Origin of the sequence: Pseudomonas sp. NCHU5216 (assembly GCF_052156495.1) — a bacterium.
Classification (GTDB): domain Bacteria; phylum Pseudomonadota; class Gammaproteobacteria; order Pseudomonadales; family Pseudomonadaceae; genus Aquipseudomonas.
Genome location: NZ_JBQLIX010000048.1, coordinates 1 through 14226 on the forward strand (window position 1 = coordinate 1; position 14226 = coordinate 14226).

Genomic DNA, 14226 nt, shown 5'->3' on the forward strand with positions numbered 1-14226 from the left:
CGGATGATCGGGCGGAGGGGTTTGGTTACTTTGCCCGCAAAGTGACTCGCCCGGGAGGGCGAAACCAAAAACATCAGAAAAAACGCGGCAATCCGGAACAAGCGCCCAACGACCACGCACAAACTGCCAGTCCGGTATCGACTCCGATTCCCATAACTTCGCAAACACCATAAAAAACCCCGGGAAAGTCCCGGGGTTCTTGATGATGCGAGGCGCGATCAGTTCTGACGGATGCCTGCGATCAGCCAGGGCTGGTTGTCGCCCTGGGCGCGCTCCAGGCGCCAGCTTTCGCTGAACGGCTCGCCCTGGTCGAAACGCGAGGTCTTCGATACGCCGCTGAAGGTCAGGGTGGCGATGGTCTTCTCGGCGTTGTCGTCGACGCCATCGAGCTGCACATCGAGGTCATCGATATAGGTGGACTGGAAGCCATCACCCAGCTCGGCGCGCTCGCGCTTGAGGAAGTCGAGCAACTGCGGGGTGACGAACTCGGCGATCTTGTCCATCTCGTTCGCGTCCCAGTGCTGCTGCAGGTTCATGAAGTGCTCGCGGCCAGCGGCCAGGAAGCTCTGTTCGTTGAACCAGGCCGGAGCATTGATCACCGGGCGCGCGGCGGCGGCGCTGCTGCCACCGAAGATCGAGGTGGGCGCGGCGTTGGCCGGCATCTCGCGCTGGTACGGCGCACCTGCAGCAGCGTGCTGTGGCTGCTGCTGGGCACGGCGGGCGGCGAGGAAGCGGAAGATCAGAAAGGCGATCAGGCCGAAGATCAGGAAGTCCATGATCTGCAGGCCCTGAAAACCATCACCCATGAACATCGAGGCCAGCAGGCCGCCAGCGGCCAGGCCGGCCAGCGGGCCGAGCCAGCGCGAAGCGCCGCTGGCGGCAGTCGGTTGGCGGCCCGCAGTGGGCGCTGTGGCTGCCGGTTGCGATTGCGGCGCGGCCTGGCGGGTCTGGTGGCTGGGCGCGGAGCCGAACGACTTGCCGCCACCGAAGCGCTTGGCATGAGCCTCGAAGCTGAAGGTCAGTGCCAAGCAAAGCACCATGGCGATACTGAGGAAACGCTGCATCAGGGTCTTCTCTCTTGATAAGGAACGCTGCGCGGCATCTTGCACGGGGCGCTCTGGGTTGGCCAGGTACAGAATGTTTCCGGCTTTTGCTTGTAGCGGCGGCCTGCCTCAGCGACAGGCCATGACGGGGCTCAGCGCCAGTCGTACAACTCTTTTTCCGACAGCCGTTGCATCGAGCTGGCCAGCGCCTGGAAGGCTTTCATCGAGGCCCAGATACGACCGTTGAGTTCGCTCTGCGCGGCCAGCTCGCCGAGTACCTGGTCGGTTTCGCGCTGCATGGCCTGCAGCACCGGATCGGGGAAGCGTTTGAGCAGGGTGCCGCTCTTTTTCAACTCGTCCAGGGCCAGGGCATTGTTGAATACGTAGTCATCCATCATGTCCAGGGTGGCGGCGCGAGCGGCCTCGGTGACGATGGCCTGCAGGTCGGCCGGCAGGGCGTCGAAGGCCTTGCGGTTGATCAGCAGTTCCAGCACCGATTGTGGCTCCTGCCAGCCCGGGTAGTAGTAATACTTGGCGGCTTTTTGCAGGCCGAAGGCCAGGTCGTTGTAGGGGCTGACCCAGTCGGTGGCGTCGATGGCGCCGGTCTGCAGCGCGGTGAAGATTTCGCCGCCGGGCAGCACCACGGTGGTGGCGCCGAGGCGGCTCCAGACTTCGCCGCCGATGCCCGGCATGCGGATCTTGAGGCCCTTGATGTCATCCAGGCCGTTGATTTCCTTGTTGAACCAGCCGCCCATCTGCATGGTGCTGTTGCCGGCGGTCAGCGGTTTGACGCCGAAGGGGGCGTAAGCCTCGTCCCACAGTGCCTGGCCACCGCCGTGGCTGAGCCAGGCGTTCATCTCCAGGGTCGACAGGCCGAAGGGCACGGCGCCGAAGAACTGCGCGGCCGGCACCTTGCCCTTCCAGTAGTAGGGGGTGCCGTGGCCCATTTCGGCGGTACCACGGGAGACGGCGTCGAACACTTCCAGCGCCGGTACCAATTCGCCAGCGGCGTAGACCTTGATGGTCAGACGCCCGGCACTCATGGCGTTGATGCGCTCGGCCAGACGCTCGGCGGCGGTGCCGGTGCCGGGGGCATTTTTCGGCCAGGTGGTGACCATCTTCCAATGGAAGGTCTGCGCGGGCTCAGCGGCCTGGTTGGCAGGTGCGGAATCGTCCCTGCAGCCGATCAGGCCGAGGGCGAGCAGGGGCAGGAGCAGCAGAGAGCGAAGACGCATGGGCAGTCATTCCTGAGAAAAACGGGGCCAGAATCCAATGCCATTCGCTGCAATGTCGTCTGGCTGCGTAAAGACAGGGAGGTTGAGGTTAAGGCTTTCGCGCCATCTCAGCCCTCTCCCCAGCCTCACCCCCATGAATGGGGGAGGGGAGCAAACGGCTCAACGCCAGTTGTACAGCTCTTTCTCGGTCAGCGTCTGCATGGCGCTGGCCTGTTCGAGGAAGGCTTTCTGCGAGGCCCAGATGCGGCCGTTGAGGTCGTTCTGCGCGGCCAGGCTGCTGAGCACCGCGTCGGACTCCTTGCGCATGGCCTGCAGCACGTCATCGGGGAAGCGCTTGAGCTGCACGCCTTCCTGCTTGAGGCTCTGCAGGGCCTTGGCGTTGTTGAACACGTAGTCATCCATCATGTCCAGGGTGGCGGCGCGGGCGGCCTCGGTGACGATGGCCTGCAGGTCGGCCGGCAGCGCGTCGAAGGCCTTCTGGTTGACCATCGACTCGACCACCGCCTGCGGTTCCTGCCAGCCTGGATAGTAGTAGTACTTGGCGGCCTTGTGCAGGCCGAAGGCCAGGTCGTTGTACGGGCCGACCCAGTCGGTGGCGTCGATGGCGCCGGTCTGCAGGGAGGTGAAGATCTCGCCGCCGGGCAGGTTGACGGTGATCGCGCCGAGCTTGCTCCAGACTTCGCCGCCCAGGCCCGGCATGCGGATCTTCAGGCCCTTGATGTCATCCAGGCCGTTGATTTCCTTGTTGAACCAGCCACCCATCTGCATGGTGGTGTTGCCAGCGGACAGCGGTTTGACGCCAAACGGTGCGTAGGTTTCTTCCCACAGGGCCTGACCGCCGCCATGGCTGAGCCAGGCGTTCATCTCCAGGGTGGAAAGGCCGAACGGCACGCTGCTGAAGAACTGCGCGGCCGGTACCTTGCCCTTCCAGTAGTAGGGCGTGCCGTGGCCCATCTCGGCGGTGCCGCGGGAGACGGCATCGAACACTTCCAGCGCCGGCACCAGCTCACCGGCGGCGTACACCTTGACGCTCAGGCGCCCGGCGCTCATGGCGTTGATGCGCTCGGCCAGGCGCTCGGCGGCAGTGCCCAGGCCGGGGAAGTTCTTCGGCCAGGAGGTGACCATCTTCCAGTGAATGGTTTCTGCCGGCTTGGCAGCGGCTTGTGCGCTGCCGGCCTTGTCGTCCTTGCAGCCAACCAGGCCCATGGTGGCCATCAGGGCCAGAGCGGCGCCGAGCAGATTGCGGCGTTTCATCGAGTCGTCTCCAGAATAAGGGGTCAGCGGCCGTGGGAGATGCTTCGGCTCCCACGTGCCGGGTCGTTACAGGGCTTCGAGCTTGGCATACGCCAGCATCAGCCATTTGCTGCCTTCGTTTTCGAAATTCACCTGCACCCGCGCCTGGGCGCCCGAGCCCTCGAAGTTGAGGATGGTGCCCTCGCCGAACAGGCTGTGGTTCACCCGCTGGCCCAGGCTGAAGGGCGTCTGCGGTACGGCGCTGCCGGCGAACAGGTTGCTGCCCCCCATCGAGGCGCTGCTCACCGGGCGGCTGACACTGCCCGACAGGCGTACTTCCTGGATCAGCGGTGCAGGGATTTCGCGGACGAAGCGCGACACCTTGTTGTAGGTCTCGCTGCCATAGAGACGCCGGGTTTCGGCGTAACTGATCACCAGCTTGTGCATGGCACGGGTAATGCCGACGTAAGCCAGGCGGCGTTCTTCTTCCAGGCGGCCCGGCTCTTCCAGGCTCATCTTGTGCGGGAACAGACCCTCTTCCATGCCCACCAAGAACACCAGGGGGAATTCCAGGCCCTTGGCGCTGTGCAGGGTCATCAGCTGGATGCTGTCCTCGTTCTCGGCGGCCTGGGTGTCCCCGGCCTCCAGCGAGGCATGGGTAAGGAAGGCCTGCAGCGGGGTCAGCTCGTCGTCTTCATCGTTCTCGAAGGTGCGCGCGGCGCTGACCAGTTCCTCCAGGTTTTCCACTCGAGCCTGGCCTTTCTCGCCTTTTTCCGCCTCGTGGTAGGCGAGCAGGCCGCTCTTTTCGATGACCACCTGGGTCATCTGGTGCAGCGGCATGGCCAGCACCTGCTCGGCCAGCGTCTCGATCAGCTCGATAAAGCCACTCAGCGCGCTCGAGGCGCGGCCCGGCAGCACCTTGTTGGCCAGCATCAGGCGGATCGCCTCCCACATGTGCACGTCATGGGCGCGGGCGTATTCGCGGATGGTCTCGATGCTCTTCTCGCCGATGCCACGCGCCGGCACGTTGATGATGCGCTCCAGCGCCGCGTCGTTGCCGCGCCCGTCGAGCAGGCGCAGGTAGGCCATGGCGTTCTTGATTTCGGCGCGCTCGAAGAAGCGCTGGCCGCCGTAGATGCGGTAGGGGATCTTCTCGCGCAGCAGCGCCTCTTCCAGCACCCGCGACTGGGCGTTGGAGCGATAGAGAATGGCGATCTCGCTGCGCTTGAGGCCTTCCTTGCGCAGGGCGTCCTCGATGCTTTCGACCACGTAGCGCGCTTCGTCGTGCTCGTTGAAGGCAGCGTACAGGCTCAGCGGCTCGCCGTCGCCACCATCGGTGCGCAGCTCCTTGCCGAGGCGTCCGTTGTTGTTGGCGATCAGCGCGTTGGCGGCGTTGAGGATATTGGCCGTGGAGCGGTAGTTCTGTTCCAGGCGGATGAGCTGGGTGTCGGCGAAGTCCTGATCGAACTGCTGGATGTTCTCGATTTTCGCCCCGCGCCAGCCGTAGATCGACTGGTCGTCGTCGCCCACCACCATGAGGCTGTCGCCGCCCTGGGCGAGAAAACGCAGCCAGGCGTACTGCACGGCGTTGGTGTCCTGGAACTCGTCCACCAGGATGTGGCGGAAGCGCCGCTGGTAGTGCTGCAGGATGCCGCCGGGGTTGTCGCGCCAGAGGTCGAGGGCGCGCAGCAGCAGCTCGGCGAAATCGATCACCCCGGTGCGCGCGCAGGCCGCCTCGTAGGCTTCGTAGATGCCGCGCATGGTGGCCAGGAACAGGTCACCGCTGGCCTGAATGCCTTGCGGGCGGATGCCTTCGTCCTTCTGCCCGTTGATGAACCACTGCGCCTGCTTGGCCGGCCAGCGCTGCTCGTCCAGGCCGAGATCACGGATCACCCGTTTGATCAGGCGCTGCTGGTCGTCGGAGTCGAGAATCTGAAAGTTCTCGGCCAGCCCGGCTTCCTGCCAGTGCGCGCGCAGCAGGCGGTGGGCCAGGCCGTGGAAGGTGCCGACCCACATGCCGGCCGGGTTGTGCCCGAGCATGTCTTCGATGCGGTGGCGCATCTCGGCAGCGGCCTTGTTGGTGAAGGTCACCGACAGAATGGAATGGGGCGATGCGCCCATCGCCTGAATCAGGAAGGCGATACGGTGCACCAGTACGCGGGTCTTGCCCGAGCCGGCGCCGGCCAGTACCAGTTGGCGGCCGAGCGGAGCGGCCACGGCTTGCACCTGGGCGTCGTTGAGCGAAGCGAGGAGGAGTTCGGGGTCGTTTTGCATCGCGGCATTTTAGGGGGGCATTGCAGGGGAGGGCAAACCGCTTCGACGAGGCGGTTTGCCGGGGCCTGTGCGCGGGGTAGACTGCGCCCTTCAATGGATCTGAGGGAGTCGCGATAGCCATGTCGACTGGTGACAGCCCGTTGTTGGGCATTGACCTGGGCACCACCAACAGCCTGATCGCCGTGTGGCGCGAAGGGCGTGCGCAGCTTATTCCCAACGCCCTGGGCGAGGTGCTCACGCCCTCGGCGGTGAGCCTGGACGAAGACGGTAGCATCCTCGTCGGCGCTGCGGCGCGCGCGCGGCTGACCACCCATCCACTGCGCAGTGTGGCCGCCTTCAAACGCTACATGGGCAGCGACAAGCGCTTCACCCTCGGTGAGCGCCAGTTCACCCCGGAAGAACTCTCGGCACTGGTGCTCGGCTCGCTCAAGGCCGATGCCGAGGCCTATCTTGGCGTGCCGGTGACCCAGGCGGTGATCTCGGTGCCGGCCTACTTCAGCGACGAACAGCGCAAGCGCACGGCATTCGCCGCCGAGCTGGCCGGGCTGCGCGTCGAGCGCCTGATCAACGAACCGACCGCCGCCGCCATGGCCTACGGCCTGCACGAGCAGCAGTTCGAGCGCACCCTGATCTTCGACCTGGGCGGTGGCACCTTCGACGTCACCGTGCTGGAGTACGCCCTGCCGCTGATCGAGGTGCATGCCTCCACTGGCGACAACTTCCTCGGCGGTGAGGATTTCACCGAGGCCCTGCTCAAGGCCTGCCTGGACGACTGGGGGCTGGGCCGCAGCGAGCTGCAAGGCCAGGAATTGGCCAGCCTCGAGGATGCCGTCGAGCAGCTCAAGCGCCGCCTCGCCGAAGGTCCGCAGACCCTGGACTGGCAAGGTCGCCAGTGGCAGGTGGACGAGGCCCGCGCGCAGCAGATCTGGGCACCGCTCTTGAGCCGCTTGCGCCAGCCCATCGAGCAGGCCCTGCGCGATGCCCGGCTCAACCCGCGCGACCTCGACAGCCTGGTGCTGGTCGGTGGCGCCACGCGCATGAGCGCGGTGCAACAACTGGTGGCCACCCTGTTCGGCCGCCTGCCGTACCGGCATCTCGACCCGGACACCATCGTCGCCCTCGGCGCCGCCGCTCAGGCCGCGTGCAAGGCCCGCGATCAGGCCATCGAAGAGGTCATCCTCACCGACGTCTGCCCCTACACCCTGGGCATCGCCTCGCGGCGCAGCGACGAGCAGCCCGGCGCCTTCTCGCCGATCATCGAGCGCAACACGGTGATCCCCACCTCGCGGGTGCAGCGCTACTACACCACCCACGCGCAGCAGGAATACATCCGCATCGAGATCTACCAGGGCGAGCGCCCCTGGGTGCGCGACAACATCTTCGTCGATGCCTTCGAGGTCAAGCTCGCCCAGACCGGGCAGGTGCAGGCGCTGGACGTGCGCTTCAGCTACGACATCAACGGCCTGCTGGAAGTGGACGTGACCCTGGAAAACGGCCAGCGCCACGGCCATGTGATCGACCGCAGCCCCACCGGCCTGAGCGAGGAGGCACGTGCCGCCAGCCAGGCGCGCCTGGCCGGGCTGAAGATCCACCCGCGTGACAGCCTGCCCAACCGCACCCTGCTGGCCCGCCTGGAGCGCGCCTGGATGCAGAGCCTGGGGGCCGAGCGCGAGCAGATCGGCCAGTGGCTGGACGAGTTCCAGAACCTGCTCAGCGCCCAGCAGGAGCAGCCGATCAGGGCGGCACGGCAGCGCCTGGAGCAGCAGTTGGAGGCGCTGCGCTTTTAGCTCGCCGGCTCCTTGAACCCATTCAACTGCCGCAACCGCGCCTGTAAGCCCTGCTCGGCCTGCGCGCGTTTGCCGCTGGGCGGGCCGTAGCGGTTGGGCAGCGGGTCGCCAGGCCAGAAGAACAGCACCAACGAGATGTAGGGCATGAAAAAGCTGCCGGCGAGCAGCATCAGCAGCGTGCCGACGCCACGGTTCATGTCGTGCAGGCGACGCAGCAGGCAGGTGATCAGACCCAGCAGGGTCACCCCCAGCACCGCCAGAGCCAGGTCGCCGCTCAGCTTGTCCGTCAGCAGGCTCAACGGCAGGCCCGTGCCGATCAGCGCCACTGCCTGCACGGTGAAGTTGAGGCGATTCAGCCGCTTGCCCAACTGCCAGAACCGCCATTGTGCACGCCAGTCATTGGCTGCGTGCCGAGGCAGCAGACGCTCGCAACGCGACAGCAGCAGGGTAATGGCCAGGCGCACCGCGCGCGGTGTCACGGCGCTGTCCTTGGCTTGCTGCAGCGAGCGCAGCAGGCCGGAAGCGGGAACCTGTGGCTTGGACGGGTGGTACAGATCGCGCATCGCCTCGAAGAGCGAACGCATGGTGCTGAACAGCAGGCCGTTGTCCCGGCATACCCCCTGCGCCAGTGCTTGTGGTTGGCCGCTCTCCAGCCCCTCGCGGAATGCATCGAACCAGGAGCTCGGGCCGGTGAAGCCGCGTAGCCGCTGCAAGGCCAGGTCGCGCAGTTCGCGCGGCAGATCGGGGTCGTGGTAGAGCAGGGCGTCGACGATCATCTGCCCGAGCGGATTGTCCGCCAGCTCGTCGCCATGATACCGAGCGCAGGCCTCGATACGCGCGACCGAGGGCAAGCGCCGACTGCCCAGAAGGAACTCCAGGCTAACCAGTTCGGCGGCGATCAGTCCTTGCAGAGGGTCGCGCTCGTCGAGGCCGTTGAGCCATTGCCGAGGTTGGGTGTTGGCACCGAGCCAGAGCGCCTGCATGGCATCGGCCGGATGGTCGGCCGTGGTGGGCAGGCGGCTGCCGCGTTCTTGCAGGCGCTCCAGCCAGGGCTCAGGGTGCTCCAGCAGGCCGGTCAGCCACAGGGTCTGGCGCTGCAGTTGCCAGCGCGCACTGGCTTGCGTGGGCAGCGGTGGCAAGTAACGCCCTGCCTGCTGCAGGCCAAGTTGCAGCCTCAAGCTGCCGGGCAATGACCAGTTCGGTAATGGCGCCAGCAGATGATGCAGACGCTGCAGGGTTTCCGGGGCAGGGTGGCGCAAGCGCCGCAACCAGCCAAGCATCTGCGCGCGGGCGGCGGTGTTGTCCTGCAGGGCACTGGGCAAGGTAGACCCAGGCGTCGCGAGTTTGTGCAGGAGCAATTTGGCGAGGGTGGACTCGCGCAGCCACTGCAGGTGTTGCCGGGCATGGTGGGCAAAGCCTTGCGTCAGGATGGCGTCCAGCGGGTGTTCGCCGACAGGCAGGTTGAGCAAGGGTTCCAGGTCGGCCTCGTCGCCGCGTTGCAGCAGCCAGGCCTGACGATAGAGCAGGGTGAGCGGCGTCTCTGGCGCGTCGAGCAGCTCGGCCAGGAACGGCCATTCGCTGTCGCCCAGTTGCCAGGCGACGAAGGTGCGCGCCAGTGCCGGCAGCTCGGTGCTGGCGGCGCGTTGCCAACGGGCCAGGGTCTGCGGGCTCTGCGCCGGTTCGGCGTAGCCCTGGCGGTAGTCGTCGAGGGCGTACTGGCTGCCCAGCTCCTGCTGGCTGCGGTCGCAGGCCAGGATCAGCAGTGGCAGGCGCTCGGGGGCATGCTGGGCGCTCCAGGCCAGCAACCAGGCGGCGGCTTCGGGCAAGTGCAGTTCGCGCCACAGGCGGCACCAGAGGTCGAGGGCATCCAGCTCGTGCTGCTGCATCTGCAGAGCCAGCAGGTAGAGGTTATCGAGGTCATCGGGGGCCTCGGCCTGGCGCGCCTGGTAATACGCCAGGGCTTCGCCGAGGGCGACGCCGGCCAGGGTGCACTGGCGGTACAGGCCGGGGTAGTAGGCCGGGTCGGCTGGCATCGGCAGGCACAGGTGCAGCGCGCACCAGCCACGCAGCTCCGGCAAGGGGCGGTTGTCGAACAGGTGGTTGAGGGTGCGCGTGTACCAGAGGGTTTCCACCTGGGCGTGGGCGGGCCAGGTGGACAGGCTGGTGAGGTCGAAGGGGTCGGCTTCGGCGATGCGCTGGAGGAAGTGGTCGAGCGCTTCGGCCTCCTCGAACGGCAGTTGCATCAGGCGCTTGGCCCAGGCCATGCGCTCGCTGAGGATGCTCACGCAGGCATGCCCCAGTGGCCCGTTGCTCAGCAGCAGGCCGCGCAGCCTGGCGTCGACGCCGTCCAGCTCTTCCAGCGGCAAACGATCGAGCAGGCGGCAGTAGTCGTGCCAGGCATCGGGCTGGAAGCGCCGCTGTGGATCCTGCAACAGATCGACGAAGGCCTCTATGGCCGCTTCGCTGGCGCTGGCCGGCGCGGCCGGCGTGCTGAGCGCCGAGACACCCTCGCGCGCCTGGCGCAGGGCCTCTTCGTAGGCGTTACGCAGGGCCTGGAAGCCTTCGGGGTCGCGCTCCGGGTGCACGCCAGGCAGCAATGCACGGTAGGCGTTGCGGATGAGGGTCTGATCTTCCGTTGGCTCGATGCCCAGGTGTTCCCAACAACTCATGACCAGTCGAACGCCTCCAGCGAGTCGGGTTTCTCGGGCAGCTCCAGTTCCATGTCCCAGGGCAGTTGCTCGAAGCCGGCAGCCGGGCTCAGGGCCAGTTCGCGCACCATGGCGCGGTGAGCCGGCTCGCTGCCCTGGCGGCTCAGGCTCAGGGCCTGCTCGTTTGCCTCTTCGTGGCCCAGGCAGTTCCAGTAGGCACGGCCGATGACGAAGCCGGCCAGGTAACTGTGCCAACTCTGGTAGTAATAGCGCGCGCGCAGGCTGAGGCGGCTGTGCAGCCAGAGGTTTTCTTCGAGGTTCAGCCAGCCGTTGAGCTGACCGATGCGGGCGAGAAAGCTCATGCGCCCCAGATCCCAGGCACGGATGCCGGCAGCGCCGCAGACCATGCTGGTTTCGGCGACGAACTCATAGGCTACCCGTTGCGCTGGCTGCAGGCTGTCGAGCAGAGCCTGCCATTGGCTCGGCAGCAGGCGCGCGTGCTCCCAGTAGGCGGTGCTGAGCTCGCGGGCGTGGCCGTCGTCGGTCATGCGCTGGATCATCGCCAGCAGGTCGGCGCGCTCGGCGATCTCCCAGGATTCCTTGAGATCGACGAATTCGTTGTCGGGATAGAGGCTGGCCAGGGCATAGTCCGCGCCGGCATGGCGGTTGATGGCGACCATGGGCGCGGAAAGGGCGAAGAGCCAGCGTTTTTGTAAGTCGTCCATAACGGTTCGGTCAGGCCTTGGGGCGTGAGGCGCTCATCCTAGGAGCTGTGGCAGGCCTCCCGCAAGCGTCTGCAACAGGGGTTTTAGGCGACGACTGGCGAGTCAGCGGACAAGCGGCTTTAGCATGGGTGGCCAAGTGCGATCATCCCGTCGAAAGTTGGGGGCGGGCCCGTGAAATTGCCCACATCTTGGTTGGGCACAGCGTCTGTCTCGGGTATTCTGCCGCCATGTCAGGGTTCTGGCTGCTGTGTGCATTCGGCACAGCCCCTAGGCAGCTATTACAAGAACATCGCCTATGACCGCCACTACTAGCGCCGTAGTACAAGAGGTGACGCTGGATCCGTCTCAGGTCGAGCGTCAGTTCGTCACGGATATCGCCGTCGAGCGTACGCGCCTGCTCTATCAGGGCTCGCGTCTACCTACATTATTGATGTTGCTGGTCGGTCTGTCCGGCACCAGCTTGTTATGGAATCTGCAGGATGCCGTCCTGCTCGGTGTCTGGCTGGGCTGGTTGCTGCTGCTGGTGCTGCTGCGCCTGACCCAGGTGAAAGCGTTCAACACGGCCTTGCCGACCCGCCAGGCCGAGCCTTACTGGCAGCGTATCTTCCTCTTCGGCGCCGGCCTTTCGGGCCTGACCCTGGCCTTCGCCGTGATCGTCCTGGTGCCGGCCGACGTGTTCTACCAGCAGGCGCTGGTCTATGGCCTGATCGCCGCCGCCATTCTTTCCGCCAGTGTGGCCTATGCCGTCAGCCTGTCGGCCTTCCTCACCTTCGCGCTGCCCTGCATGCTGCCCTCGACGGCCTTCCTGCTGCTGGCGGGCAACCCTATCCAGCAGGGCTGGGGCCTGCTTAGCATCATCCTGTTCCTGGCCCTGCTGATCGTGGCCTGGCAGGTCAACCGGCTGGTGCAGCGCGGCTTGCTGCAACGCTTCCAGAACCAGGCGCTGATCGCCAATCTGGAACATGCCAAGCGCCGTGCCGAAGGCCTCAACGAGGAGCTGGCGCGCGAGGTGGAGCAGCGCCGTCGTGCCGAGCGCGAGTTGCGTCGTGCCCATGGCGACCTGGAGCGACGGGTGGCCGAGCGCACCCTGGAGCTGGACGAGGCGACCTACGCCCTGGGCAAGAGCCAGGCACGCCTGGCCCTGGCGCTGGAGGCCAGCGAACTGGGGTTGTGGGACTGGGATCTGCAGAGTGACCAGGTGCACCACACCCACCTGCGCGAGTTGTTCGGCCTGGAGCCGGAGCAGGTGCAGGTGATGCTGCGCGACCTCACGCCGCGCCTGCATCCCGATGACCTGCCGGTGTTGCGCCGGATGCTTATCGAGCACCTGAAAGGGCGCAGTGAGGATTACCACATCGAGTACCGCGTGCGTCATGCCGACGGCCATTGGGTGTGGGTCGAAGACCGTGGCCGCGCGGTGGAGCGCGACAGCGCCGGGCGCGTGCTGCGCATGCTCGGCACGCGCCGTGACGTCAGCGAGCGACGCCAGCAGCAAGAGCAGCAGCGCCTGGCGGCCATGGTGTTCGAGGCCGCCAGCGAGGGCATCTGCATCCTCGATGCGGATTTCCGTTTTCTCGCCGTCAACCGTGCCTTCAGCGTCGTCACCGGCTACAGCCGTGACGAGGTGCTGGGGCGCAAGGTCATCAGCCTGCTCGGCAGCCGCGAGATGCGCCGTCAGTACCCGACCATTATCCAGGAGCTCGACAACAACGGAAGCTGGCAGGGCGAACTGATCGAAACGCGCAAGAGTGGTGAGCTCTACCCGCAATGGCTGCAGCTCAACCTGGTGCACGATGCTGCGGGCCGGCGCAGCCACATCGTCGGGTTCCTCGCCGACCTCACCGCACGGCGTGAGGCCGAGGAACGCCTGCGTTACCTCTCGCACTACGACGAGCTGACCGGCCTGGCCAACCGCAGCCTGTTCCGCGAGCGTCTGCACGAGGCCAGCCAGCAGGCTCGCCAGACCGGTCGCAGCATCGCCTTGCTGCATATCGATCTGGATCGCTTCAAGGTGCTCAACGACAGCCTCGGTCATGAGGTGGCCGATCAGTTGCTGCGTCAGATCAGCCGCCGCCTGACCCATACCGTGCCGGAGGCCGATTGCATCGCGCGGCTGTCCGGTGACGAGTTCGCCATCATTCTCGATGCCTACAGCAGCCTTTCCGGTCTGGCACGCATGGCCAGTCGCCTGCTGGCCAAGCTGCGCGTGCCGATGACCGCCGGTGGCCATGAACTGGTGGTCAGCGCGTCGCTGGGCATCAGCCTGCTGCCGGACTATGCGCGCGAGATCGGCGCCCTGATCAGCCAGGCCAACATGGCCGTGCAGCATGCCAAGCATCTGGGTGGTAACACCTTCCAATTCTTTACCGAGAACCTGCAGGCTTGCACCCTGGAGCGTCTGCAACTGGAAAACCGCCTGCGCCGGGCGATCGAGGATGGGCAACTGGAAGTCTTCTACCAGCCCAAGCTGGATCTGCGCGATGACAGCCTCAGCGCGGCCGAGGCGCTGGTGCGCTGGCGCCACCCCGAGCATGGGGTGATCTCTCCGGGTGAGTTCATCGGCCTGGCCGAGGAAACCGGGCTGATCATGCCCATCGGCGAGTTCGTCCTGCGCCAGGCCTGCCGCCAGGCACGCGCCTGGCAATTGCAGGGGCTGGCCTACGTGCGTGTGTCGGTCAACCTGTCGATGCACCAGTTGCGTCAAGGCAACCTGACCAGCCTGGTGCGCCAGGTGCTCGATGACACCGGCCTGGAGCCGCACTGGCTGGAGCTGGAACTGACCGAGAGCCAGATGCTCGACAACGTCGACAGTGTCATCGCCACCTTCCAGCAACTGCGCGACATGGGGGTGAAGCTGGCCATCGACGACTTCGGCACGGGTTACAGCTCGCTCAGTTACCTCAAGCGCTTCCCGGTGGACTACGTGAAGATCGATCAGACCTTCATCCGCGACCTGTCGCCCGGTGGTGAGGATGCGGCGATCACTCGCGCCATCATCGCCATGGCCCACAGCCTGGAACTCAAGGTGGTGGCCGAGGGCGTGGAAACCCAGGCGCAGATGGACTTCCTCAAGAGCCAGGGTTGCGACGAGATCCAGGGCTATCTGATCAGTCGGCCGCGCGATGCCAGCGCCTTCGCCGAGTTGTTGAGTGCGCAACTCGACTCAGCGTTGCACTGAGGGCGTTTCCTCTCTACCCAACGTGTCTCGAGGCACGTGCGCCAACTGACGCAAAGATGGCTGCATCCGGCGCCCGTGCGCGCGATGCTGCAGGCTCTGCCGG

Annotated in this window: 8 protein-coding genes; 2 read left to right on the plus strand and 6 right to left on the minus strand. The window is 65.9% G+C overall.

Annotation, left to right across the window (positions count from 1 at the left end):
• Positions 1 to 218: 218 nt before the first annotated feature.
• From ACSVIK_RS23005 to uvrD, 4 genes are all read right to left on the minus strand, one after another.
• Positions 219 to 1064, minus strand: coding sequence for a Tim44 domain-containing protein (locus ACSVIK_RS23005; protein WP_442446499.1), 846 nt, complete (start codon positions 1062 to 1064; stop codon positions 219 to 221).
• 131 nt (positions 1065 to 1195) lie between these two features.
• Positions 1196 to 2278, minus strand: a complete 1083-nt coding sequence (locus ACSVIK_RS23010) for a TRAP transporter substrate-binding protein (RefSeq protein WP_442446470.1) — start codon at positions 2276 to 2278, stop codon at positions 1196 to 1198.
• A gap of 159 nt (positions 2279 to 2437) precedes the next feature.
• Positions 2438 to 3532: a TRAP transporter substrate-binding protein gene (locus ACSVIK_RS23015; protein ID WP_442446471.1), complete on the minus strand. Its 1095-nt coding sequence runs from the start codon at positions 3530 to 3532 to the stop codon at positions 2438 to 2440.
• Between the two features lie 66 nt (positions 3533 to 3598).
• Entirely contained in the window at positions 3599 to 5785 is a 2187-nt protein-coding gene (gene uvrD / locus ACSVIK_RS23020; protein ID WP_442446472.1) for a DNA helicase II, read from the minus strand.
• 119 nt (positions 5786 to 5904) lie between these two features.
• Between uvrD and ACSVIK_RS23025 the strand changes: the two genes are divergently transcribed.
• Positions 5905 to 7572 (plus strand): Hsp70 family protein, encoded by a 1668-nt coding sequence (locus tag ACSVIK_RS23025; protein ID WP_442446473.1) that lies wholly within the window; start codon positions 5905 to 5907, stop codon positions 7570 to 7572.
• On the opposite strand, the gene ACSVIK_RS23030 is transcribed toward ACSVIK_RS23025, so the two are convergent.
• Both ACSVIK_RS23030 and ACSVIK_RS23035 read right to left on the minus strand, forming a co-directional pair.
• Positions 7569 to 10241, minus strand: coding sequence for a DUF805 domain-containing protein (locus ACSVIK_RS23030; RefSeq protein WP_442446474.1), 2673 nt, complete (start codon positions 10239 to 10241; stop codon positions 7569 to 7571). The two genes, ACSVIK_RS23025 and ACSVIK_RS23030, sit on opposite strands and share 4 nt — an antisense overlap.
• Positions 10238 to 10945 carry a DUF1266 domain-containing protein gene (locus ACSVIK_RS23035; RefSeq protein WP_442446475.1) on the minus strand — a complete coding sequence of 236 codons (708 nt, stop codon included), beginning with the start codon at positions 10943 to 10945 and terminating at the stop codon, positions 10238 to 10240. The genes ACSVIK_RS23030 and ACSVIK_RS23035 overlap by 4 nt, the downstream gene beginning before the upstream one ends.
• 295 nt (positions 10946 to 11240) lie before the next feature.
• Here ACSVIK_RS23035 and ACSVIK_RS23040 point away from each other — a divergent pair, with 295 nt between their 5' ends.
• The gene (locus ACSVIK_RS23040; protein ID WP_442446476.1) at positions 11241 to 14123 is read left to right on the plus strand and encodes an EAL domain-containing protein; all 2883 of its coding nucleotides are present in this window, start codon (positions 11241 to 11243) and stop codon (positions 14121 to 14123) included.
• Positions 14124 to 14226: the final 103 nt, after the last annotated feature.